At 62.4% G+C, this 22,144-nt stretch carries 30 protein-coding genes; 3 read left to right on the forward strand and 27 right to left on the reverse strand.

Annotated elements, in window-relative coordinates; genetic code table 11:
- Position 1: 1 nt before the first annotated feature.
- The 27 genes from secY to CAL25_RS00770 all read right to left on the reverse strand — a co-directional run bounded on the left by secY (position 2) and on the right by CAL25_RS00770 (position 17,660).
- On the reverse strand, positions 2–1,327 hold the full coding sequence (gene secY / locus CAL25_RS00640; RefSeq protein ID WP_094798022.1) for a preprotein translocase subunit SecY: 1,326 nt from the start codon (positions 1,325–1,327) through the stop codon (positions 2–4).
- 14 nt (positions 1,328–1,341) lie between these two features.
- Entirely contained in the window at positions 1,342–1,782 is a 441-nt protein-coding gene (gene rplO / locus CAL25_RS00645) for a 50S ribosomal protein L15 (RefSeq protein ID WP_094798023.1), read from the reverse strand.
- Between the two features lie 9 nt (positions 1,783–1,791).
- Positions 1,792–1,977 (reverse strand): 50S ribosomal protein L30, encoded by a 186-nt coding sequence (gene rpmD / locus CAL25_RS00650; protein WP_094798024.1) that lies wholly within the window; start codon positions 1,975–1,977, stop codon positions 1,792–1,794.
- A gap of 3 nt (positions 1,978–1,980) precedes the next feature.
- Entirely contained in the window at positions 1,981–2,502 is a 522-nt protein-coding gene (rpsE, locus tag CAL25_RS00655; protein ID WP_094798025.1) for a 30S ribosomal protein S5, read from the reverse strand.
- Positions 2,503–2,517: 15 nt separating this feature from the next.
- Entirely contained in the window at positions 2,518–2,883 is a 366-nt protein-coding gene (rplR, locus tag CAL25_RS00660) for a 50S ribosomal protein L18 (RefSeq protein ID WP_094798026.1), read from the reverse strand.
- Positions 2,884–2,904: 21 nt separating this feature from the next.
- Positions 2,905–3,438 carry a 50S ribosomal protein L6 gene (rplF, locus tag CAL25_RS00665; protein WP_094798027.1) on the reverse strand — a complete coding sequence of 178 codons (534 nt, stop codon included), beginning with the start codon at positions 3,436–3,438 and terminating at the stop codon, positions 2,905–2,907.
- 12 nt (positions 3,439–3,450) lie between these two features.
- Positions 3,451–3,846 (reverse strand): 30S ribosomal protein S8, encoded by a 396-nt coding sequence (gene rpsH, locus CAL25_RS00670; RefSeq protein WP_094798028.1) that lies wholly within the window; start codon positions 3,844–3,846, stop codon positions 3,451–3,453.
- Between the two features lie 10 nt (positions 3,847–3,856).
- Positions 3,857–4,162, reverse strand: a complete 306-nt coding sequence (gene rpsN, locus CAL25_RS00675) for a 30S ribosomal protein S14 (protein WP_094798029.1) — start codon at positions 4,160–4,162, stop codon at positions 3,857–3,859.
- Positions 4,163–4,174: 12 nt separating this feature from the next.
- Positions 4,175–4,714: a 50S ribosomal protein L5 gene (gene rplE / locus CAL25_RS00680; RefSeq protein ID WP_094798030.1), complete on the reverse strand. Its 540-nt coding sequence runs from the start codon at positions 4,712–4,714 to the stop codon at positions 4,175–4,177.
- 12 nt (positions 4,715–4,726) lie between these two features.
- A complete protein-coding gene (gene rplX / locus CAL25_RS00685; protein WP_094798031.1) occupies positions 4,727–5,050 on the reverse strand; it encodes a 50S ribosomal protein L24 in 324 nt (107 codons plus the stop codon).
- Between the two features lie 10 nt (positions 5,051–5,060).
- The gene (rplN, locus tag CAL25_RS00690) at positions 5,061–5,429 is read right to left on the reverse strand and encodes a 50S ribosomal protein L14 (protein WP_003806916.1); all 369 of its coding nucleotides are present in this window, start codon (positions 5,427–5,429) and stop codon (positions 5,061–5,063) included.
- Positions 5,430–6,251: 822 nt separating this feature from the next.
- Complete coding sequence (rpsQ, locus tag CAL25_RS00695; protein ID WP_094798032.1) at positions 6,252–6,533, reverse strand: 30S ribosomal protein S17; 282 nt, start codon at positions 6,531–6,533, stop codon at positions 6,252–6,254.
- A gap of 2 nt (positions 6,534–6,535) precedes the next feature.
- The gene (gene rpmC, locus CAL25_RS00700) at positions 6,536–6,727 is read right to left on the reverse strand and encodes a 50S ribosomal protein L29 (RefSeq protein ID WP_094798033.1); all 192 of its coding nucleotides are present in this window, start codon (positions 6,725–6,727) and stop codon (positions 6,536–6,538) included.
- An 11-nt stretch (positions 6,728–6,738) separates the two neighbouring features.
- Positions 6,739–7,155 (reverse strand): 50S ribosomal protein L16, encoded by a 417-nt coding sequence (gene rplP / locus CAL25_RS00705; RefSeq protein ID WP_094798034.1) that lies wholly within the window; start codon positions 7,153–7,155, stop codon positions 6,739–6,741.
- Positions 7,156–7,157: 2 nt separating this feature from the next.
- Positions 7,158–7,949, reverse strand: coding sequence for a 30S ribosomal protein S3 (gene rpsC, locus CAL25_RS00710; protein ID WP_094798035.1), 792 nt, complete (start codon positions 7,947–7,949; stop codon positions 7,158–7,160).
- Positions 7,950–7,958: 9 nt separating this feature from the next.
- On the reverse strand, positions 7,959–8,288 hold the full coding sequence (gene rplV / locus CAL25_RS00715; RefSeq protein ID WP_010925688.1) for a 50S ribosomal protein L22: 330 nt from the start codon (positions 8,286–8,288) through the stop codon (positions 7,959–7,961).
- A gap of 3 nt (positions 8,289–8,291) precedes the next feature.
- Positions 8,292–8,567 (reverse strand): 30S ribosomal protein S19, encoded by a 276-nt coding sequence (gene rpsS, locus CAL25_RS00720; RefSeq protein ID WP_094798036.1) that lies wholly within the window; start codon positions 8,565–8,567, stop codon positions 8,292–8,294.
- Between the two features lie 12 nt (positions 8,568–8,579).
- A complete protein-coding gene (rplB, locus tag CAL25_RS00725) occupies positions 8,580–9,407 on the reverse strand; it encodes a 50S ribosomal protein L2 (RefSeq protein WP_094798037.1) in 828 nt (275 codons plus the stop codon).
- Positions 9,408–9,704, reverse strand: coding sequence for a 50S ribosomal protein L23 (gene rplW / locus CAL25_RS00730; RefSeq protein ID WP_005017278.1), 297 nt, complete (start codon positions 9,702–9,704; stop codon positions 9,408–9,410). It abuts the gene before it with no gap.
- Positions 9,701–10,318 carry a 50S ribosomal protein L4 gene (gene rplD, locus CAL25_RS00735; RefSeq protein ID WP_094798038.1) on the reverse strand — a complete coding sequence of 206 codons (618 nt, stop codon included), beginning with the start codon at positions 10,316–10,318 and terminating at the stop codon, positions 9,701–9,703. Before rplD ends, rplW begins: the two co-directional genes overlap by 4 nt.
- Before the next feature lie 4 nt (positions 10,319–10,322).
- A complete protein-coding gene (rplC, locus tag CAL25_RS00740) occupies positions 10,323–11,012 on the reverse strand; it encodes a 50S ribosomal protein L3 (protein ID WP_170948379.1) in 690 nt (229 codons plus the stop codon).
- Between the two features lie 391 nt (positions 11,013–11,403).
- Complete coding sequence (rpsJ, locus tag CAL25_RS00745) at positions 11,404–11,715, reverse strand: 30S ribosomal protein S10 (RefSeq protein WP_012251770.1); 312 nt, start codon at positions 11,713–11,715, stop codon at positions 11,404–11,406.
- 61 nt (positions 11,716–11,776) lie between these two features.
- The gene (gene tuf, locus CAL25_RS00750) at positions 11,777–12,967 is read right to left on the reverse strand and encodes an elongation factor Tu (RefSeq protein ID WP_094798040.1); all 1,191 of its coding nucleotides are present in this window, start codon (positions 12,965–12,967) and stop codon (positions 11,777–11,779) included.
- A gap of 78 nt (positions 12,968–13,045) precedes the next feature.
- On the reverse strand, positions 13,046–15,148 hold the full coding sequence (gene fusA, locus CAL25_RS00755; RefSeq protein WP_094798041.1) for an elongation factor G: 2,103 nt from the start codon (positions 15,146–15,148) through the stop codon (positions 13,046–13,048).
- 17 nt (positions 15,149–15,165) lie between these two features.
- Entirely contained in the window at positions 15,166–15,636 is a 471-nt protein-coding gene (rpsG, locus tag CAL25_RS00760) for a 30S ribosomal protein S7 (protein WP_094798042.1), read from the reverse strand.
- Between the two features lie 168 nt (positions 15,637–15,804).
- The gene (rpsL, locus tag CAL25_RS00765) at positions 15,805–16,182 is read right to left on the reverse strand and encodes a 30S ribosomal protein S12 (RefSeq protein WP_005017264.1); all 378 of its coding nucleotides are present in this window, start codon (positions 16,180–16,182) and stop codon (positions 15,805–15,807) included.
- A gap of 758 nt (positions 16,183–16,940) precedes the next feature.
- Entirely contained in the window at positions 16,941–17,660 is a 720-nt protein-coding gene (locus CAL25_RS00770) for a response regulator transcription factor (protein WP_094798043.1), read from the reverse strand.
- A gap of 277 nt (positions 17,661–17,937) precedes the next feature.
- Between CAL25_RS00770 and CAL25_RS00775 the strand changes: the two genes are divergently transcribed.
- From CAL25_RS00775 to CAL25_RS00785, 3 genes are read left to right on the forward strand one after another with little or no spacing between them, the layout of a single operon-like run.
- The gene (locus CAL25_RS00775) at positions 17,938–18,645 is read left to right on the forward strand and encodes a response regulator transcription factor (protein ID WP_094798044.1); all 708 of its coding nucleotides are present in this window, start codon (positions 17,938–17,940) and stop codon (positions 18,643–18,645) included.
- Positions 18,646–18,668: 23 nt separating this feature from the next.
- Complete coding sequence (locus CAL25_RS00780) at positions 18,669–19,778, forward strand: FecR family protein (RefSeq protein ID WP_094798045.1); 1,110 nt, start codon at positions 18,669–18,671, stop codon at positions 19,776–19,778.
- Between the two features lie 16 nt (positions 19,779–19,794).
- Positions 19,795–22,107 carry a CHASE2 domain-containing protein gene (locus CAL25_RS00785; RefSeq protein ID WP_094798046.1) on the forward strand — a complete coding sequence of 771 codons (2,313 nt, stop codon included), beginning with the start codon at positions 19,795–19,797 and terminating at the stop codon, positions 22,105–22,107.
- Positions 22,108–22,144 lie beyond the last annotated feature (37 nt).

A 22,144-nucleotide genomic window follows, 5' to 3' on the forward strand; every position in this document is an offset into this window, starting at 1 on the left:
CTTACCGCATGGGCAAACCCGAACCCTTGAAGTTGGCCTTCTTGAGCAGCGAGTCGTATTGGTGCGACATCATGTAGGCCTGTACTTGCGCCATGAAATCCATCGTCACCACAACAATAATCAACAGGGACGTTCCACCAAAGTAGAACGGTACGTTCCAACGCATCACCAAGAATTCCGGGAGCAAACACACCAGCGTGATGTACAGGGCACCAGCCAGCGTGAGACGCATCAGGATCTTGTCGATGTAACGCGCGGTTTGCTCACCAGGACGAATGCCCGGGACGAACGCACCGCTCTTCTTCAGGTTGTCTGCCGTTTCGCGGCTGTTGAACACCAGAGCCGTGTAGAAAAAGCAGAAGAAGATGATCGCGACCGAATACAGCGTGATGTAAAGCGGTTGACGAGGTTCGAGCGCGGCAGCCAGGTCCCGCAGCCAGATCATGCTCTCGCCGGTGGAAAACCAGCTCGTGATCGTGGCCGGGAACAGGATGATCGACGATGCGAAGATCGGCGGAATCACACCTGCCATGTTCAGCTTGAGCGGCAGATGCGAGCTCTGACCACCGTAGACCTTGTTGCCCACCTGACGCTTTGCGTAGTTGACCGTGATCTTGCGTTGACCGCGTTCTACGAACACGACGAACGCCGTCACGAGCACCACCAGCGCCACGATGAACAGTGCCGACAGCACCGACATCGCATTGGTACGCACCAGATCCAGCAGCCCGGCCAGCGCCGTGGGCAAGCCCGCGACGATACCGGCGAAGATCAGGATCGAGATCCCGTTACCCAGACCACGCTCAGTGATCTGTTCACCCAGCCACATGACGAACATGGTGCCGGTGACCAGGGTCACCACCGTGGTAAAGCGGAACAACATGCCCGGATCGACAACAAGACCAGGCTGCGATTCCAGCGCCACCGAAATGCCCACAGCTTGCACCAGCGCCAGCAACACAGTGCCGTAGCGGGTGTACTGGGTGATCTTGCGCCGGCCGGCTTCGCCCTCTTTCTTGAGCGCTTCCAGCGACGGCACCACCACCGACATCAACTGCATGATGATGGATGCCGAAATGTACGGCATGATCCCCAGGGCAAAGATCGAAAAGCGCGAAAGCGCACCGCCCGAGAACATGTTGAACAGGCCCAGGATCCCGCCCTGGTTCTGGCGGAACAAGTCCGCCAGCGCGTCCGGATTGATGCCCGGAACGGGGATGTGAGTACCGAGACGGTAAACCACAAGGGCGAGAATCAGGAACACGAGACGGCGTTTGAGATCGCCGTACCGCGAACCGGATTTGCCCAGTGCCTGCGCATTAGCCACGCGTCACCTCGCTATCAAGCAAGCGAACCGCCCGCGGCTTCGATCGCGGCGCGAGCGCCGGCCGTTGCCGTGATGCCGCGAAGCACCACTTTGCGCGAGAGTTCACCCGACTTGATGACCTTGGCGTAACGAACGCCTTGGCCAACCACGCCAGCAGCCTTCAGGGCCTGCACGTCGACTTCTTCGACGGACAGAGCCTGCAGGTCGGACAGGCGCACTTCAGCGTGGAGGTGCTGACCCAGCGGGGTGAAACCGCGCTTGGGCAGACGACGCTGCAGCGGCATCTGACCGCCTTCGAAGCCAACCTTGTGGAAACCGCCCGAACGCGACTTCTGACCCTTGTGACCACGGCCGGCGGTCTTACCCAGACCCGAACCGATGCCACGGCCGACGCGGCGCTTGGCGTGCTTGGCACCCTCGGCGGGCTTCAGCGAATTGAGTTGAATATTCGACATCGTGATTCCTTAGGCTTCCGAGACGGTCACCAGATAATCCACTTTACGGATCATCCCGCGAACCTCGGGCGTGTCGACCAGAACGCGGCTGCTGTTCAGGCCGCGCAGACCCAGACCACGAACGGTGTCGCGGTGGGACTGCTTCGTACCGATCACAGAGCGCACGAGCGTAACTTTGATCTGCTTCTGAGCCATGATTTACCCCAGGATTTCTTCGACGGACTTGCCGCGCTTGGCAGCAACTTCCGCCGGAGTCAGGGAAGCGCGCAGACCATTCAACGTGGCGCGAACCATGTTGTAGGGGTTGCTCGAGCCGAGGCTCTTGGCAACCACGTTACGCACACCCATCACTTCGAAAATAGCGCGCATCGGGCCGCCGGCGATCACGCCGGTACCTTCAGCTGCCGGCGAGATCAGCACCGTCGAGGCGCCGTGCTTGCCGACCACAGTGTGGAACAGCGTGCCGTTCTTCAGAGCAACCTTGAACATGCCACGACGGGCCTGTTCCATCGCCTTCTGGACCGAGACCGGCACTTCACGCGCCTTGCCCTTGCCCATGCCGATGCGGCCGTCGCCATCGCCAACCACGGTCAGCGCTGCGAAGCTCATGGTGCGACCACCCTTCACAACCTTGCTGACGCGGTTGACCGCGATCATCTTTTCGCGCAGGCCGTCGTCGTTCTCTTTTTCCGCGGCGCCCTTGCCTTGTACTTTAGCCATTTGACAGATCCTCGCTTAGAACTTCAGGCCGGCTTCACGCGCGGCATCGGCCAGCGCCTTGACGCGGCCATGGTAACGAAAGCCCGAGCGATCGAAGGCAACCAGTTCGATACCGGCGGCCTTGGCCTTTTCGGCGACACGCTTGCCGATCAGAGCGGCGGCGGCGGCATTGCCACCCGCGCCAGTCTGGCCAGCCAGTTGGGTGCGCACTTCGGCTTCCAGCGTCGAGGCGCTGACGACCACACGATCGCCTTCCGGCGAAATGATGTTCGCGTAGATGTGCAGGTTCGAGCGGAAGACCGAGAGGCGATGAACGCCGAGCTGCGTGATCTTCCGACGGGTCGGAACCGCACGACGCAAACGGGATACTTTTTTGTCCATGATTCGTCCTTGCGTGCGCCGTTATTTCTTCTTGGTTTCTTTGATGACGACGCGTTCGTCCGAGTAACGCACGCCCTTGCCCTTGTAGGGTTCGGGTTCGCGGTACGCGCGGATTTCAGCGGCCACCTGACCGACGACTTGCTTGTTCGGGCCCTTGATGATGATTTCCGTCTGGGTGGGGCACTCGGCCTTCACGCCGGCGGGCAGCTTGTGCACGACGTCGTGGGAGAAACCGAGTTGCAGCTTGACGGCATCACCTTGGACCTGGGCACGATAGCCCACGCCTACGAGGTTCAGCTTGCGTTCGAAGCCCTTGCTCACACCGGTCACCATGTTGGCGACCAGGGCGCGCACGGTGCCCGACATGGCGTTGGCGTGACGGGACTCGTCGGCGGCGGCAAACGTGAGCTTGCTGCCTTCCAGAACGATGTTCACGTCACCGGTCAGCGCCTGGTCCAGGGAACCCAGCGGGCCCTTGACGGTGATCTGATCCTGCTGGATGTTGGCTTCAACACCCTTGGGCAGTTCGACCGGATATTTAGCGATACGCGACATTAGAATTTCTCCTTAGGCCACGTAGCACAGCACTTCGCCGCCCACGCCATTGGCGCGAGCCTTGCGGTCGGTCATCACGCCGCGCGAGGTCGAAACGATAGCCACACCCAGGCCGTTCATGACCTGAGGAATGCTGGTACGGCCCTTGTAGATACGCAGACCGGGGCGCGAGACGCGTTCGATGCGCTCGATAACCGGACGGCCGGCGTAGTACTTCAGGGTGATCTCGAGCTCAGGCTTGGCCTGGGTGCCCTTGATCTCGAAGCCATCGATATAGCCTTCATCTTTCAGCACGGTGGCAATTGCCACTTTCAGCTTCGAGGAGGGCATGTTCACCGTGACTTTGTCGACTTGCTGCGCATTGCGAATGCGGGTCAGCATATCGGCGATGGGATCGCTCATGCTCATATTCGTTCTCCTACCAGCTGGCCTTGGTCATGCCGGGAACTTCGCCCTTCATGGCCATTTCACGCAGTTTGTGACGGGTCAGACCGAACTTGCGGAACACACCGCGAGGACGACCGGTGACCACGCAACGATTGCGTTGGCGAGTCGGGTTGGCATTGCGCGGCAGCTGTTGCAGCTTGAGCCGAGCTTGGTAACGTTCTTCGTCAGTCTTCGACTGGTCGTCGATAATCGCCTTCAATTCCACGCGCTTGGCTGCAAACTTGTCAGCCAGCTTGGCGCGCTTGATGTCGCGATTGATGAGGGAGAGTTTAGCCACGTCATCAGCCCCTTAGTTACGGAACGGGAAGCTGAAGGCCGTCAACAGCGCCTTGGCTTCTTCGTCGGTCTTGGCGGACGTGGTGATGCTGATGTTCAGCCCACGCAGCGCGTCGATCTTGTCGTACTCGATTTCGGGGAAAATGATCTGCTCTTTCACCCCGATGTTGTAGTTGCCACGGCCGTCGAATGCACGACCCGAGATACCACGGAAGTCACGCACGCGCGGCAGCGCGACCGCAACCAGGCGATCCAGGAATTCGTACATGCGTTGACCACGCAGCGTGACCATGCAACCGATCGGGTAGTTTTCACGGATCTTGAAACCCGCGATAGCTTTGCGCGTCTTGGTGATGACGGGCTTTTGACCGGCGATCTTGGTCAGGTCCGACACAGCGTGCTCGATGACCTTCTTGTCGGCGACCGCTTCCGAGACACCCATGTTCAGGGTGATCTTGGTGATGCGGGGCACTTCCATCACGCTCTTGTAGCCAAACTTGGCTTGCAGGTCGGCAGCGACCTTGCTCTTGTAAAACTCTTGCAAACGAGACATGTTTTTCGCCCCTTACGCCTTGGCGCCGACCACGGCACCATTGGAACGGAACACGCGAACCTTGCTGCCGTCTTCCTCAACCTTGATGCCGACGCGATCGGCCTTGCCAGTCGCGGGGTTGAACAGCGCCACGTTCGAGATATGGATCGGGAGCGTCTTTTCGACGATACCGCCGGGGTTGTTGGCCATGGGGTTGGCCTTCACGTGCTTCTTCACGACGTTCACGCCTTCGACCAGAACGTGGTCGGCGTCAACGCGGGCCAGCACGGTGCCGCGACGGGTCTTGTCACGGCCAGTCAAAACGATGACTTCGTCGCCTTTACGGATCTTGTTCATCGCGGGCTCCTTACAGCACTTCCGGGGCCAGCGACACGATCTTCATGAAGCGCTCGGTACGCAGTTCACGCGTAACGGGCCCGAAGATGCGGGTGCCGATGGGCTCCAGCTTGGCATTGAGCAACACGGCGGCATTGCCACCGAAACGAATCAGCGAACCGTCTTTACGGCGCACGCCCTTGGCGGTACGAACCACCACAGCGTTGTAAATTTCGCCTTTCTTGACGCGTCCGCGCGGAGCCGCATCTTTGACGCTCACCTTGATGATGTCGCCGATTCCGGCATAGCGGCGCTTGGAGCCACCGAGCACCTTGATGCACATGACAGCACGCGCACCAGTGTTATCGGCCACGTCCAGCGTGGTCTGCATTTGGATCATGATTTTTCCTGTTCCAACTTAACTGAAAACACGCCCTTCCCTGCTGGGTAGGCCCGTATTTCCTGCCAGTTTTGGTCCCGTCAGGTCCGTTATCTCGTCGAGAATGACGCGATGACGACCCTGGGTTGAAATCCTGCGGAAATTTCCCTGCAAAGTAAGCCGAAGCGGCACTAGGCAGTACACCAGGTTTATCCGCCCCGAACCCCACATTACGCGCACGCCGCACACATCTGCTGATGCCCGCCGCGCTCACCCTCCTGGCTGAAGCTGTTTGTCTTGCGACACCCAGCGCATCGAGCTGCAGTAGTAGTTCTACTCTCGCTCTCATAGCCTTCGGGATTTGCCCGTAAATCTGTGGCCCTGCGAATCCGGATTTGAATCTGGATTTTGACTCTGGCTTTTTTACTCTGGTACCTAGGCCAACCCAACTAACAATTTGGGAAAGCTGGTTATTCTACCCCGCCCGTTTGGCGAACGCAAGCCTGTTTTGCTTGAAAAAACAAGGACGTGTGCGCTTGCGACAACATACGGAGCAAACTCGAATCAGGGGATGCATCGCCATCGCGCGCGCGCCGGCTTAGCGGCCCACCTGGCGCCACCCCATCCTGCAGTCCGTAGACGGCCTGGAACGTGGCATACAGCGATAGTGAGCACTTCGGTACCGCGTTCGCCTGCGTGGTGCACATGCGCACGTAACGCGGATACCGGGCGTTGCCGGGATGCCACGCGGGCACCGAATCCCCTACTCAATAAAAAACGGCATGGAAGCCTGTTCCATGCCGTTTCAATGCAGCCGCGGCGGGAGCCGCGGCGCAAGGTACTTCAGATGACGCGGGCCGCTTCGACCAGGCGAACCACCTTCCACGCCTTGGAGCGGGAGATGGGACGGCCTTCTGCGATCTCGACGGTGTCGCCTTCGTTGTACTGGTTCGATTCGTCGTGAGCCTTGTACTTGGCCGAGCGCATGACGATCTTGCCGTAGATGGGGTGCTTGACGCGGCGTTCGACCAGAACGACGACAGTCTTGTCCATCTTGTTGCTGACGACCTTGCCAACCAGCGTGCGCTGGCGCTTGGTGACCTGGGTGTTTTGCGTTTCGCTCATGTTTATTCCCCTGCCTTCTGAGTCAGCAAGGTACGCACACGCGCGATGTCGCGACGCACGTTGCGCAGCTGGGTGGTGTTACCAAGCTGCTGCGTTGCCTTCTGCATGCGCAGACCAAATTGCGCCTTCAGCAGGCTCTCGAGCTCTTTGCCCAGCTCGGCGGCGTCTTTCGAACGGAGTTCGCTAGCTTTCATATTTGTACTCCTTAAGCACCGATATGACGCGCAACGAACGTGGTCGCGATCGGCAGCTTGGCAGCGGCCAGGCGGAACGCCTCGCGCGCCAGCTCTTCGCTGACCCCTTCCATTTCGTAGAGCACCTTGCCGGGCTGGATTTCAGCGACCCAGTACTCCGGGTTGCCCTTACCGTTACCCATCCGGACTTCAGCCGGCTTTTGCGAGATCGGCTTGTCGGGGAAGATACGGATCCAGATCCGGCCACCGCGCTTGATGTGACGGTTGATAGCACGACGAGCAGCTTCGATCTGACGAGCGGTCAGACGGCCACGGCCAGTAGCCTTGAGGCCGAACTCGCCGAACGACACGTGCGTACCACGGGTCGCCAGACCGGTGTTGCGGCCCTTCTGCTCTTTGCGATATTTTCTGCGAGAGGGTTGCAGCATGGTTATTCTCCTTCAGGAGCCGGAGCCGCGTCCGCCTTGCGGGGAGCACGACCGCGACCACCCGGACGACCGTTGCGGGCACCATCCGGACGATCGCCACGGGGGGCGCGACGCGGACGACGCTCTTCTTCACGCGGGGCGGCGGTCTCGACGGGCAGCTCGCCATTGGCCAGCATGTCGCCCTTGTAGACCCACACCTTGATGCCGATCACACCGTAGGTGGTGTGGGCTTCGGAGGTGCCGTAATCGATGTTCGCCTTCAGCGTGTGAAGCGGCACACGGCCTTCGCGGTACCACTCGGTACGCGCAATTTCGATACCGTTCAGACGGCCCGAGCTCATGATCTTGATGCCCTGAGCGCCCAGACGCATTGCGTTCTGCATGGCGCGCTTCATGGCGCGGCGGAACATGATGCGCTTTTCGAGCTGCTGGGAGATCGAGTCGGCGATCAGCTGAGCGTCGGTTTCCGGCTTGCGGATTTCCTCGATGTTGACGTGCACGGGCACGCCCATCAGACGCTGCAGATCGGCCTTCAGGCTTTCGATGTCTTCGCCACGCTTGCCGATCACCACGCCCGGACGAGCCGAGTAGACGGTGATGCGGGCGTTCTTGGCGGGACGCTCGATGACGACGCGACCGACGGAAGCGCTCTTGAGCTTCTTCTTCAGGTATTCGCGCACGCGGATGTCTTCGGCGAGCATGCCGCCGAAGGCCTTGTCGTCCGCGTACCAACGCGAGGACCAGTTACGGGTGACCGCGAGACGGAACCCAGTGGGGTGAATTTTCTGACCCATCGTGACTCCTTAAGCTCCGACCTTGACCGTGATATGGCAGGTCTGCTTCTCGATACGGTTGCCGCGGCCCTTGGCGCGAGCCGAGAAACGCTTCATCGATTGCGCCTTGTCCACGAAAATCGTGGTGACCTTCAGCTCGTCGATATCGGCGCCGTCGTTGTGCTCGGCGTTGGCGATGGCGGACTCGACAGCCTTTTTCAGGATGACGGCAGCCTTCTTCGGGGAGAAGGTAAGGATGTTCAGGGCTTGAGCCACCGACTTGCCGCGGATCAGGTCCGCAACCAGACGGGTCTTCTGGGCCGAGATGTGAACACCACGGATAATGGCAGTAGTTTCCATCGATTACCTCTTCGCCTTCTTGTCCGCGGCGTGACCCTTGAACGTACGGGTCAGCGCGAACTCGCCGAGCTTGTGACCGACCATGTTCTCGTTGATGTAAACGGGAACGTGTTGACGGCCGTTGTGCACAGCGATCGTCAGGCCGATGAACTCCGGCAGGATCGTGGAACGACGCGACCAGGTCTTGATCGGCTTCTTGTCTTTGCCCGCGACAGCCGTATCCACCTTTTTGATCAGGTAAGCGTCGACAAACGGGCCTTTCTTGATCGAACGTGACATAGTGTTCGCCTCTTACTTGCGCTTGCGCCGTTGGACGATCATATTGTTCGTCCGCTTGTTGCGACGGGTCTTGAAGCCCTTCGCCGGAGTACCCCACGGGCTGACCGGTTCGCGAGCTTCGCCGGTACGGCCTTCACCACCACCGTGCGGGTGGTCGATCGGGTTCATGGCAACACCACGAACCGTCGGGCGGATACCGCGCCAACGCATGGCGCCGGCCTTGCCGATTTGGCGCAGGCTGTGTTCTTCGTTACCGACTTCACCGATGGTGGCACGGCATTCGATGTGCACGCGGCGAACTTCGCCGGAGCGCAGACGCACCTGAGCGTACGTGCCTTCGCGGGCCATCAGGACGGCGGAAGCGCCGGCCGAACGAACCATCTGAGCACCCTTGCCAGGGATCATTTCGATGCAGTGAATCGTCGTACCCACCGGGATGTTGCGGATCGGCAGGGTGTTACCAGCACGGATCGGGGCTTCGATGCCCGAGATCAGCGTGGCGCCCACTTCCAGACCGCGCGGAGCGATGATGTAGCGACGTTCGCCATCGGCGTAGCACAGCAGCGCGATGTGCGCGGTACGGTTGGGGTCGTATTCCAGACGCTCAACCTTCGCGGGAATGCCGTCCTTGTTGCGACGGAAATCCACCACGCGATAGTGCTGCTTGTGACCACCACCACGATGGCGCACAGTGATGTGGCCATTGTTGTTGCGGCCCGAGCCACGGGTCTTCTTTTCCAGCAGGGGAGCGTAGGGCTCACCCTTGTGCAGGTTCGGGCTGACAACCTTCACCATGCCACGGCGACCAGCCGAGGTCGGCTTTACTTTAACGAGGGCCATTTACTTCACCTCCGCAAAGTCGATTTCCTGGCCGTCCTTGAGCGACACGTAAGCCTTGCGCTCATTGCGACGACGGCCAACGAATCGGCCAAAGCGCTTGACTTTGCCCTTACGGTTGAGGACCTGCACGGCTTCGACCTGCACCTTGAACAGGAGTTCGACGGCAGCCTTGATCTCCGGCTTGGTGGCATCAGCCACGACACGGAAAGCGATTTGCTGATTCTTCTCGGCAACGAACGTGGCTTTTTCAGTCACGACCGGCGCCAGAATGACTTGCATCAAGCGTTCGGCGTTCATCCCAGCATCTCCTCGAGTTGAGCGATGGCCGGCTTGGTGATCAGCACTTTCTTGTAGTGGATCAGCGACAACGGATCGGCATAACGGGGCTCGATCACGGCAACGTGCGGCAGGTTGCGCGTGGCGAGGTAAATATTTTCATCGACGGAGTCGGTGATGATCAGGACCGAATCCAGACCCAGGTTCTTCAGCTTGGCGGCAGCCAGCTTGGTCTTGGGCGATTCGAGCGAGAAAGTATCGACAACGGCGATGCGGTCTTCGCGGGCGAGCTGCGACAGAATCGAACGCAGGCCAGCGCGGTACATCTTCTTGTTGACCTTCTGGCTGAAGTTCTCTTCGGGCGAGTTCGGGAACGCGCGACCACCCCCACGCCACAGCGGCGACGAAGTCATACCGGCGCGAGCGCGACCGGTACCCTTTTGGCGCCAGGGCTTCTTGGTGGAGTGCTTGACTTCGGCACGGTCCTTCTGAGCGCGGTTGCCGCTACGGGCATTGGCCTGATAGGCCACCACGATCTGGTGAACCAGCGCTTCGTTGAAGTCGCGACCGAAGATGGTGTCGGGCGCGCTGAACGTAGCGGCCTGACCTTGATCGTTCAGGAGCTTGAGATCCATTTACTTATGCTCCCTTCTTCGCCGGGGCCTTGACGGCCGGACGGACGATGACATCGCCGCCAGCGTGGCCGGGGACAGCGCCCTTGACCAACAGCAGACCGCGTTCGACATCGACGCGAACCACGTCGAGGTTTTGCACCGTGCGGGTGACATCACCCAGGTGACCCGCCATGCGCTTACCCGGGAAAATACGACCCGGATCCTGTGCCTGGCCGATCGAGCCAGGAACGCGGTGCGAACGCGAGTTACCGTGCGAAGCACGTTGCGAACCGAAGTGGTGGCGCTTGATGGTACCGGCGAAACCCTTACCGATCGTCGTGCCCGTGACGTCGACCTGTTGGCCGGCTTCAAAGACAGATTCAACGGCGATCACCGAGCCGGCCGTGAATTCGGCAGCGCGGGTGGGATCGAGACGGAATTCCTTCAGGATGCTGCCGGCTTCGGCGCTGGCCTTGGCGTAGTGGCCGGCCTGAGCCTTGGCCACGCGCGAGGCGCGACGGGTGCCATAAGTCACTTGGATGGCGGCGTAGCCGTCGGATTCCAGGGACTTGACTTGAGTCACACGGTTGTTGGACACGTCCAGCACGGTCACCGGAATGGATTCACCATCCTCGGTAAAAATGCGGGTCATGCCGACCTTGCGACCCACCAGACCCAGCCGATGCGCGGCGGGCGTGGGTGTCGTATTCGACATCGTTTTCTCCATTCCCGACTGCGATTGGTCGGGGCTAATCAGGCAAAAGGTAACGGCCTTCGCCCTACAGTTGCTCTTGCCACAAAATGGCAAGCTTTGCATATTAGCACGGTTTTTCCAGCCAACACAAGCACTTAGCGCGTTTGGACGGGCGTGAACGAGCTGAGTTTGTGCGGCCGGCGCAACAGGCATCGCCGCCTTTGGTCGCAACGCCGCAGATGGCCGCGGCGCCCTGCCCGCTCGCGTGCGCCTGCCGGCGAGAGTGGCCGCTCACTTGAGGCGTTCTGGTACCGGACGGTACCCGCGTCTGCCGGTGGCCGAAATGCAAAATGGCCGTATCCCGAGGGATACGGCCATCTTGTCGAACCTGACCAGGTCAGGCCCGCATACCTTACTGCAGCGCGATTTCGACGTCGACGCCGGCCGGCAGATCCAGACGCATCAGGGCGTCCACGGTCTTGTCGGTCGGATCCACGATGTCCATCAGGCGCTGATGGGTGCGGATTTCGAACTGATCACGCGAGCTCTTGTTGACGTGCGGCGAACGCAGAACGTCATAGCGGCGAATACGCGTGGGCAGGGGAACCGGACCGCGCACGACAGCGCCGGTACGCTTGGCGGTGTCGACGATTTCCGCTGCGGACTGATCGATCAGCTTGTAATCGAAGGCCTTCAGACGGATGCGGATCTTTTGGTTTTTCATGGCGTTTCCTAAAGAACGAGATGCGAGAGGCGGCTTGCCGCCCCTCGCTGTTGGGCACTACTTACTTGAGGATCTTGGCAACGACACCGGCGCCGACGGTACGACCGCCTTCACGGATGGCGAAGCGCAGGCCTTCTTCCATGGCGATGGGGGCCAGGAGCTTGACGACCATCGAGACGTTGTCGCCCGGCAGAACCATTTCCTTGTCGGCCGGCAGATCGATCGTGCCCGTCACGTCCGTCGTGCGGAAGTAGAACTGGGGACGATAGCCGTTGAAGAACGGGGTGTGACGGCCGCCTTCTTCCTTCGACAGGATGTACACCTCGGCGGTGAAGTCCGTGTGCGGGGTGATCGAGCCCGGCTTGGCCAGCACTTGGCCACGCTGGACGTCTTCACGCTTGGTGCCGCGCAGCAGGATGCCCACGTTGTCGCCGGCTTGACCTTGGTCGAGCAGCTTGCGGAACATTTCCACGCCGGTGCAGGTCGTCTTGACCGTGGGGCTGATACCCACGATTTCGATTTCTTCACCAACCTTGACGATACCGCGCTCGATACGGCCGGTCACCACGGTGCCGCGACCCGAGATCGAGAACACGTCTTCGACCGGCATCAGGAACGCGCCGTCAACGGCACGCTCAGGCGTCGGGATGTACGTGTCCAGCGCTTCGGCCAGGGCCAGAATCGCTTGCTCGCCCAGCTCGCCCTTGTCGCCTTCGAGCGCCAGCTTGGCCGAACCCTTCACGATCGGCGTGTCGTCGCCCGGGAAGTCGTACTTCGACAGAAGTTCGCGAACTTCCATTTCCACCAGCTCGAGCAGCTCGGCGTCGTCAACCATGTCAGCCTTGTTCAGGAAGACGATGATGTACGGCACGCCAACCTGGCGCGACAGCAGGATGTGTTCACGCGTCTGCGGCATCGGGCCGTCAGCGGCCGACACCACCAGGATCGCGCCGTCCATTTGCGCGGCGCCCGTGATCATGTTCTTCACATAGTCAGCGTGGCCCGGGCAGTCGACGTGCGCGTAGTGACGCGATTGCGTTTCGTACTCGACGTGAGCGGTGTTGATCGTGATGCCGCGTGCCTTTTCTTCAGGTGCCGCGTCGATCTGGTCGTAGCCCTTGGCTTCGCCGCCGAACTTGGTCGACAGCACCGTCGTGATTGCCGCCGTCAGCGTGGTTTTGCCGTGGTCAACGTGACCAATCGTACCCACGTTCACGTGCGGCTTGGTACGTTCAAACTTGCCTTTTGCCATGATCTCTATCCTTTGACTTTCAAGGAAATTTGGATATTTGCCGCGCCCCCCGGATCACGGGAGACGCGGCGACGGTATTTACTTGGCCCGAGCGGCGATGACTTCGTCAGCGACGTTCTTGGGGGCCTCGGAGTAATGCTTGAATTCCATCGTGTACGTGGCACGACCTTGCGTGAGCGAACGCAGGTTGGTGGCGTAACCGAACATCATGGCCAGAGGAACTTCAGCCTTGATGACCTTACCGCCGCCGACCATGTCGTCCATGCCCTGGACCATGCCGCGACGCGAGGACAGATCGCCCATCACGGTGCCTGCGTAGTCTTCCGGCGTTTCGACTTCAACGGCCATCATGGGTTCCAGCAGGACCGGCGATGCGCGACGCATACCTTCCTTGAACGCCATCGAACCGGCCATCTTGAACGCGTTTTCGTTCGAGTCCACATCGTGGTACGAACCGAAGAACAACGTTGCCTTGACGTCGACCACCGGGTAACCCGCAAGGATACCAGCAGGCAGGGTTTCCTGGATGCCCTTGTCCACCGCGGGGATGAACTCGCGCGGCACGACGCCGCCCTTGATGGCGTCCACGAATTCGTAGCCACCGCCCGGGGGAAGCGGCTCGACCTTCAGGACCACGTGACCGTACTGGCCGCGACCGCCCGACTGCTTGACGAACTTGCCTTCGACTTCTTCGCAGGTCTTGCGGATCGTTTCGCGGTAGGCAACCTGGGGCTTGCCCACGTTGGCTTCCACGCCGAATTCGCGCTTCATGCGATCGACCAGAATTTCGAGGTGGAGCTCGCCCATGCCCGAAATGATGGTTTGGCCCGATTCTTCGTCGCTGCGCACGCGGAACGACGGATCTTCGGCGGCCAGACGCGACAGCGCCAGGCCCATCTTTTCTTGGTCAGCCTTCGACTTGGGTTCGACGGCCTGCGAGATCACGGGCTCGGGGAACTCCATGCGCTCGAGGGTCACGTGTGCATCGACATCGCACAGCGTTTCGCCGGTCGTCACGTCCTTCAGGCCCACGACGGCGGCGATGTCGCCAGCCAGAACTTCCTTGATTTCCTCGCGGTTGTTCGCGTGCATCTGCAGGATGCGGCCGATACGCTCTTTCTTGCCCTTGATGGGGTTGTAGACCGTGTCGCCCGACTTCAGAACGCCCGAGTAAACGCGCACGAAGGTCAGCTGACCCACGAACGGATCGCTCATCAGCTTGAAAGCCAGCGCCGAGAACTTCTCGTCGTCGTTGGCTTCGCGCTTGACTTCGTTGCCGTCGTCGTCCGTGCCGTCAACCGGCGGGATATCGACGGGCGAAGGCAGGTATTCGATGACCGCGTCGAGCATGCGCTGCACGCCCTTGTTCTTGAAGGCGGTGCCGCACAGCATCGGCTGGATTTCGCCAGCGATGGTGCGTTGACGAACAGCTTCGTTGATCTCGGCTTCTTCGAGCGTGCCGGTTTCAAGGTACTTGTTCATCAGCTCTTCGGACGACTCAGCAGCCGCTTCGACGAGCTTCTCGCGCCATTCGTCGGCGGTAGCCTGCAGTTCGGCCGGGATGTCGGCGTAGTCGAACTTGGTGCCCTGGCTGGCTTCGTCCCAGAGGATCGCCTTCATCTTGATCAGGTCGATGACGCCGGTGAAGGAGTCTTCGGCACCGATGGGGATGACGATCGGCACGGGGTTAGCGCGCAGACGGGTACGGAGCTGGTCGTAGACCTTGAAGAAGTTGGCGCCGGTACGGTCCATCTTGTTCACGAAGGCCAGACGCGGCACACCGTACTTGTTGGCTTGGCGCCAAACGGTTTCCGACTGGGGCTGCACACCACCCACGGCGCAGTACACCATGCAGGCACCGTCCAGGACGCGCATGGAACGTTCCACCTCGATGGTGAAGTCCACGTGTCCCGGGGTGTCGATGATGTTGATGCGGTGCTCGGGGAAGTTGCCGGCCATGCCACGCCAAAACGCCGTCGTAGCAGCCGACGTGATGGTGATGCCACGCTCTTGCTCTTGCTCCATCCAGTCCATGGTGGCTGCGCCATCATGCACTTCGCCAATCTTGTGATTGACGCCGGTATAGAACAGGATACGTTCGGTCGTGGTGGTTTTCCCTGCATCGATGTGCGCAGAGATACCAATGTTGCGATAGCGCTCGATCGGGGTTTTGCGGGCCATGGTGGGTAGTCCTTAAATTACCAGCGGAAATGGCTGAATGCCTTGTTGGCTTCGGCCATCTTGTGCGTGTCTTCGCGCTTCTTCATTGCGGCGCCACGACCTTCGGAGGCGTCGATCAGTTCGCCAGCCAGACGCAGATCCATCGACTTCTCGCCACGCTTCTTGGCGGCTTCACGGAGCCAACGCATAGCCAGGGCCAGGCGGCGCACGGGGCGCACTTCAACCGGCACTTGGTAGTTGGCACCGCCAACGCGGCGGCTCTTCACTTCGACGATCGGCTTGATGTTGTTGATGGCCAGGGAGAAGACTTCGATCGGCTCTTTGCCGGTCTTGGCCTGGACTTGCTCGAGGGCACCATAAATGATGCGCTCGGCGACGGCCTTCTTGCCGTCCAGCATCACAACGTTCATGAACTTGGCGAGCTCGACGCTGCCGAACTTGGGATCGGGCAGAATCTCGCGCTTGGGTACTTCGCGACGACGGGGCATTTTTGCTTCCTTGTGTCTGTTCAGTTGAACCGTGCTTCCTGCACGGCCATGGCCGTCTAGAGAGACGACCCCTTACGTGCTGCACACTATTCCAGCATTCCTACTGGCGCAGCTGCACACATCCCGGGTGACGCCAGTGCGTCCCTGGGGTACTTCCAGATACTGCGATTAAGCCTTCTTCGGGCGCTTGGCGCCGTACTTCGAGCGGGCTTGCTTACGGTCCTTGACGCCTTGCAGGTCGAGGGAGCCGCGCACGATGTGGTAACGCACACCGGGCAAGTCCTTCACACGACCGCCACGCACCAGAACGACCGAGTGCTCTTGCAGGTTGTGGCCTTCGCCGCCGATGTACGAAATGACTTCGTAACCGTTGGTCAGACGCACCTTGGCAACCTTACGCAGAGCGGAGTTCGGCTTCTTGGGGGTGGTGGTGTAGACACGGGTGCAAACGCCGCGACGCTGGGGGCAGTTCTCCAGCGCGGGGCTCTTGCTCTTGATGATGCTGACTTCGCGCGGCTTGCGCACGAGTTGGCTAATGGTAGGCATGACCTTTGAAATCCCTTTTACGTACCACTGGTAAGTACATGAGTACTCGTGTCCTCCGGGCACCTTACTGCGGGGCCTGGAGAGGCAGTTCACGCAAAACCGCCCCTGACGTTTCATCTACGTAAAAGAGCGGGTCTTGCGCGCAAAAACGCGCAGAGTCAAATCGAGTCGTCCCAGCTAAACAGCAGACTGGGGCTGATCGAAACCGGATGCTGGAATGGGACGGTAGCGGGTGAAGGATTCGACAATATGACGCTGCCGGATACACCGTATCGGAAACGCCACAGAGATTGGCTTGCGGCCGGGCGGATTCGTGACGCACCCACCTGACCGGACCCGGAAAGTCCGGATCTGCATCCTGGCATCGGGGCGGAGCTTCGAGAGAAACGCCACCAGACACCCGGACAACCCATCTTTACCCACGCACCGCAGCCCCACGACCTATGGCCGGAGATGGCTATGCGCGCGCATAAAGCAGTAAGCCCTTCAGCTTAGCGTAGTTATCCACCGCTGTCAAAGACCTCTGCTCATTTTTTGCACGATGACGCCCGGGTGGTGGCCGCGGGCCACATAGCCCCTGCCATGTCGGTGGGCGCGGGCGACCTGGCCCCCGTGAGTACGGGCGCTTGGCCGCTCGGCCGCGCGGTGCAGGGGTGCAACCCTATTTATCCACAGACCTGCGCACAGCCACAGGAGCGGCGTTGCGCGAATGCGAGCGCTTACTTATCCACAGGCGCGGGCCGCGCGACGTGCACGAATCAGGGATTGGCGAACAGGTAGCCGCTGCCGTAAACGGTACGCACCGGCAGAATCAGGCCGGCCAGCTCCGCCTTGCGGCGCAGCCGGCTCACCACGACGTCGATGCTGCGCGCCCCGGTCACCCGGGCGGACATGCCGTCGGCGGCCAGTTCTTCGGCAAGCTGCTCGCGCGTCACCGCGCGTCCGGGCGTCTCGAGCAGCACGCGCATGACCTGCCGCTCGTTGGCCGACAGGGACAGCGCGGCGCCGTTGGGCGCGCCCAGCGTCCAGTCCTGGTCGCGCAGCTCCCAGCGCCCCGCCGAGGCCGGCTCGACCGTGACGAGTTCGGATAGCGCGGGTTCGTTTTGCCAGACGGGCAGCCGGCGCGCCAGCGCCAGCAACACACAGGCGAGCTCGCGCGCGTCGACGGGCGCCGTCAGGCAGGTGTCGGCGCCGCTCTGCAGGCAGCGCAGGCGTGCCTCCACGGACAGGTCCCGTCCCGTGGCCACGATGCCCAGAGACGGCGACCCGCGCAGACGCGCGATCAGCGCATAGCCGAGCTCGCCCAGCTCCGTCAGGTCCAGCACGACGGCGTCGTAGGTGTCTTCGGAGAGGAGACTGAAAAGTTCGAGCGGGGTGGAACAACCCCGCGTGGATATACCCGCTTGCAGCAGCACCGAGATAGTTTGAGTGCGGCTGGTCGTGTCGGGCACCATGATGAGTGTGCTCAATTGCTTCATAACCAGGCCTAGTCTCACCGCGGCACTTTGCCACGATGTCGCACCCATGGGTCCGGTGTCTCGGGACCTCGATGCGATCGGAACAAGTGTCGCGCCATATTGCTGGCTTCCCCAGTCAATATTCGTCAAGTTTGCAGTTCTTGACGCTGGATGTTGGCAAAGTCTGTATCAAAATACGTTACGCACGTTTATGATGCGCTTCGCCCGGCACGCCGCCCCTGGCGCCCCCGGAAGCGCCCCGCGCCACGCCATTGCGAGGCGCGCTCATTCCACTGCCATGAGAATCGCATCCCTCGAAGACGATCTGGACCAGGCACGGCAGATACAACAGATACTTGTTGATGCCGGCTACGAGTGCAGCAGCTTTCAAAAAAGCCAGGATTTGCTGGCCGCTTTGCGCGCCGATCGCTTCGACTTGTTCCTGGTCGACTGGCAACTGCCGGACATCGACGGCGATGAAGTCGTGCGCCATCTGCGCGCCCGCTACGGCAACAGCGCCGCCATCATTTTCCTGACGAGCCGCAACCAGGAGGCCGATCTGGTCGAGGGCTTGCGCGCCGGCGCGGACGACTACATCTTCAAGCCGCTGCGGCCGGCCGAAATGCTGGCGCGCGTGGCCGCGCTGCTGCGCCGCATGCAGCCCGCGGCCCCCGATACCGCGCCTTTCGAGGTGGCACAGTATCGGATCGATCCCGCGGAACGCATCATCACCCTCCATGACCAGGCGATCAGCCTGCCTCCCAAGGAGTTCGACCTGGCGCTGCTGTTTTTCCGCAATGTCGGCCGCTTGATGTCACGCGACCTGCTCGCGGAAAGCGTCTGGAACCGCGAGATCCCCGCGACCTCACGCACGCTCGACACCCATCTGTCCAATGTCCGCCAGAAGCTGCAGCTGCGCCCCGAACACGGCGTCAGGCTGAGCTCGTCGTATGCCCTGGGCTATCGGCTCGAGCTGATCGCAGATACCGACGCCAACGCGCGCTGACGCAGGCGTCCCAAGGAGAACCCATGAACGGACGCATCCGTTTCGCTTGCGCCCTGCTCGCCTGCCTGGCCCTGCCCGGCGCACATGCACAGCCGGCCGGCGCGCTCGGCGAAGACTTCATCTTCCGGATCCGCGCTGGCGATACGCTGATCGCGTTGGCCACCACGTACACGGGTGAAGCCTCGAACTGGGCGCGTCTGCAGACGCTCAATCGCGTCGCGGATCCGCAAGCCCTGCCGATCGGGCTCGAGCTGCACATTCCGTTGTCGATGATTCCGATGGTGACGAGCGCGGCGCAGGTCGTGCACGTCGCCGGCAGTGCTCACATGGCCAGTGCCGCGCTGCGGCCCGGCATGACGGTGCCCGAGGGCGGCGAGATCCGCACCGGGCCCGACAGTTTCGTCACGCTGCGGCTGTCGGATGCCACCGAAGTGACCGTCCCGCCGTCGACCGCGATCCTGCTGGAACGTGTGCGGCAGTTTGCGCGTGTGCCGCTCACCGATTCGATCGTGCGCGTGCAGACGGGCGGTGTCGAATCGCGGGTCGCCCCCGACGGCGGCGGCGTGGGGCGCTTCGAGATCCGTACTCCGGTCGCCGTGACCGGCGTGCGCGGCACGCGCTTCCGGGTGGAGAGTTCGGATCAGGGCGCCACCCAGACGGTGCTGGAAGGCCGGGTGCGCTTGCAACCCCATGCGCCCGACGCACCGCCCGGCACCGCGGCCAAGGCGGTCGTCGGCGTGAGCGCGGGCCAGGGCGCGCGGGTCGCCGCGGATGGCTCGTTCGCCGGCGTGCGCCCCCTCTTGCCCGCACCGGTCCTCGGCGAGCCGGGCCGGGGTGGAAACGTCCGTATCGCCGTCACGCCCGTGCCGGGCGCGGTGGCCTATGAAGCCCGGATCGCGCGCGATCCGCATGGCATGCATCAGGTCGCGGTGCACCGCTACACGCTGCCCGAGCTCAGCTTTACCACACCCGGGCCGGGCACCTATTATGTGGGCGTCAGTGCGATCGATGCGGCCGGCCTGCGCGGCCTGGAAGCCTGGCGCCCGTTCGACGGCGTCAACGCCCTGACCACCACGGGCGGCCTGCCCGTTCAAACCGCCACCGGAGGCGTCGTTACCCTGAGCGTGTTCTGAACCGCCTGCCACCACGATGCCCACCGCCCTGCCCCATGACCGCCGGCGCCTGACCCACCGATCCAGCCTCGTGCTGACGATTCTGCTGGTCTCGTTTGCGGCATTGCTGGGCAGCTTCGTCGGGCTCGGGCGCATCGATCAGACCCTCTACGACCGCGCCGTCTCGCTGGTCAGCCGTCCCGCGCAATCCGACATCGTGTTGATCACGATCGACGACGAAAGCATCGCCGCGCTCGGGCGCTGGCCCTGGAGCCGCCGCACGCACGCCGAGCTGCTGGACCGGCTGCGCGACGCGCGCGCGGTCGGCCTCGACTTGATCTTCTCGGAACCCGACAGCAACGACGCCCAGGCCGACGCCTTGCTCGCCGCCGCCATCGAACGGCACGGGCGCGTCGTGCTGCCGATCGTGCTCGACGATCTGGCGCGCGTGCAGACCTACGAGTCGCCGATTCCTCAGCTTGCGCGGGTCGCCGCGGGGATGGGGTTCATCAACATTCCGCTCGACCCCGACGGCGTGGTGCGCGAGACCGCCTGGAACCGCGCGGTGGGCGGCGTGCGGGTTCCTCATTTCGTGCTGTCGCTGATGGCCGCCGGTGGCGAAGCCGATGCCGCGCGGGCATTCGGACAGGGCTTCGGCCCACGCGAGCAGTCGTTGATTCCGTTCGCCGGTCCGCCGGCGCATCTGGTCACGGTGCCTTATCTGCGCGTGCTCGACGGCCACATCCCGCCGGAATGGTTCAAGGACAAGTACGTGCTGATCGGTGCCTGGGCCACCGGCATGAGCGATGCGTTTCCCACGCCGGTATCGCATCGCGCCAGCGGCATGGCCGGCGTCGAGATTCTGGGCAACCTGTTGCAGGCGGCGCGGGAACAGCGCTCATGGCGCGCGGCCACGCCCTGGCAAGGCGCGTTGGCCGCGGCACTGCCGGTGTTGCTGCTGTGCCTGATGCTGCGCCACGGCTCGCCCAAGGCCTCGTTGATCCTGACCGCGCTGCTGCCTCTCATCATTCTGCCGGGCGCCCTCTTGTTGCTGCGCTATGGCGAGCTCTGGATCCCGCCCTCGGCCGCGCTGCTGGGTGTGGCGATCTGCTATCCGATCTGGAGCTGGCGCAGCCAGGAGACCGTGCTGCGCTATATGGATACGGAGCTGCGGCGCCTGCGCCGCGAATATGCGCCGGTGCTCAATCTGCCCTCCGGCAGTTCGCTGCTCGGTCGCCGTTCCCTCGAAGACCGCCTGAGCCAGCTGCGCGACGCGCTGGCCCTGGTACGCAACCTGCGCAGCTTCCTGACGGACGGCCTGGACGGTCTGCCCGATGCCACGCTCGTGTTCGACGTCAATCAGCGTCTGCAGTTTCGCAATCGTGCCGCGGTCACTTTCTTCCGGCGTCTGAGCGCGCGTTCGCCGCATGTGGGGCAACAGGCGGGCGACCTGCTGGCGCGCGTGGTGCCGGGCGACGAGACGCGCCACCAGATCCGGGCGGCGATGGACCGGGCGTCGCATTCCGACGCACGCTCGGGCTGGAGCGCCGATGTCGAGGTCAGGGACAGCGCGGCGCGCGATCTGATCGTGAAATGCGCCCCCATCCACACGAGTGACGGCCAGTTCGTCGGCACCATCCTGACGCTCAGCGATATCAGCGCGATCCGCCAGGCGGAGCGCCATCGCGAAGAAACCCTGCGCTTCATTTCGCACGACATGCGCGCCCCGCAGAACTCGATCCTGGCCCTGGTCGATCTGCACACGCGCGAACACGGCAAGGAAGACGAGACGCTGGCGCGCGTCGCGCAGCTTGCCCATCGCACGCTGCACCTGGTCGATGGCTTCGTGCAGCTCACGCGTGCGGAGTCGGTGCGGATCGAGTCGGTGCCCTTCGATCTCGCCGAAACGCTACGCGAGGTGGCGGACGACTTCTGGGCGGCCGCGCGCGCGCGCGACATCGCCCTGACGCTGGCCGAGCCGTTGCCCACCGCCGAGGTGTCGGGTGACCAGACGCTGCTGCGGCGTGCGGTCTGCAACCTGGTGGACAACGCAATCAAGTACAGCCCGGATCACAGCCGGGTGCGTTGCGGCCTGGCCGCGCAGGGATCGATGTGGGTGGTGTCGGTAGCCGATGAGGGACCGGGCATCGGGGGCGCCGACGCCGCCACGATCTTCGAGCCATTCACGCGGGTGGGCGCCAGTGGCCGTGCCGACAGAGGGGGCGCCGGCCTGGGTCTGGCGTTCGTACGCGCGGTCGCGCAGCGCCATCATGGCAGCGTCGAGGTCGAAAGCGCGCCCGGCGAGGGCGCCACCTTTCTGCTCAGGATTCCGCGCGCGACCCCGGCCTGAGCGGCGCGCGCCGCCCTGCCCCGGCCGCGCTGGCCGC

Origin of the sequence: Bordetella genomosp. 5 (genome assembly GCF_002261315.1) — a bacterium.
Lineage (GTDB): Bacteria > Pseudomonadota > Gammaproteobacteria > Burkholderiales > Burkholderiaceae_B > Bordetella.